1 pseudogene is annotated in these 1,342 nt (G+C 46.1%); it reads right to left on the reverse strand.

From position 1 onward, the window contains the following. Positions 1-103: 103 nt before the first annotated feature. Positions 104-1,342 (reverse strand): annotated as a pseudogene (locus ACZFYI_RS20415) (Sec-dependent nitrous-oxide reductase); the annotation flags it as partial.

Consider the following 1,342-nt stretch of genomic DNA (forward strand, 5'->3'; position numbering starts at 1 on the left):
CGGCGATGAGAGCCAGAATCCGGTTTGATGGGCTGATATTGTTCATCTTTTTAGGTTTTAATCACCGCCGGTTTTGATCCCGGCGGTGAGGTTGATGGAGAAATTATTCTGCAGCTCCTGTAGAAAACTTGAGCGGCGTATTGCTTCCTGCCGGAGATACCCTGAGGTAGCCCTGCATTTCCTGGTGCAATGCGGAACAGAAGTCTGTACAATAGAATGGGAACACACCTGTTCTGTCCGGTACCCATTTCAAAGTGGCTGTTTCACCCGGCATGACGAGCAGTTCAGCAGTGTTGGCGCCTTTGATGGCTAATCCGTGAGGCACATCCCAATCTTGTTCGAGGTTGGTCATGTGGAAGTATACCTCATCTCCAACCCTGATTCCTTCGATGTTGTCGGGTCTGAAATTGGACCTGATACTTGTCAGGTAGATGTGTACTTTGTTTCCATCTCTTTCTACCCTTGCATCATTGATGCCTTTGAGTACATGGGGGTGGTTGTTTTCTTCCAGTTTGTAGAATTTCACCTGCCTGTCTTTGATCAGAGAAGCAGGGAAAGCTTCCGCATAATGTGGCTCTCCGATGGTAGGAAAGTCAAGAAGCAACTGCATTTTGTCACCTGAAATATCATAAAGTTGGGCAGAATGTGCCAATTCAGGTCCGGTGGGAAGGTATCTGTCTTTGGTGATTTTGTTATAGGCCACCATATACTTGCCATGTGGCTTGCCTGTCGGTCCACCTGGGATACTCAAGTGTCCTACTGAATAGTAAGTAGGAACCCTGTCTACCACTTCAAGGGTTTCGATGTTCCACTTTACGATTTCAGAAGAGACAAACATGGAAGTGTAGGCAAATCCTTTTCCGTCAAATTCAGTGTGCAATGGTCCAAGACCTGGCTTTGCAACTTCGCCGTGCAATACGGATTCATATTTCAAAACAGGCATGCCATCAATGTTTCCTTCGAAATCCTGCTTTTCTATGGCAGCAAGCATTTTGGTAAAGGAGAACACGGGGATGATAGCGGCCAATTTGCCACTTCCGATGATGTACTCTCCGGTAGGGTCAGTATCTGTACCGTGCGGAGATTTTGGACAGGGGATAAAGTAAACGATGTCCTTCAATTCCCTTGGGTCTAAAGAAAGTACCTCGGTCTTGATTGTAGAAGTAGCGGTGTGGGTACTTTCATCCCATTTGTTGTGGGCATATTTTACAGGTACTTTTTTCCCTTTGCCTGCAGCAATGTATTCCTCAGCTTTTTTCCAGTTGACCGCCATGATAAAATCCTTGTCTTTTTGTGAAGCATTCACTTCCAAAAGCGTGTGGGGCATTTCAGTATTGTAGGT

Source organism: Aquiflexum sp., assembly GCF_977115555.1.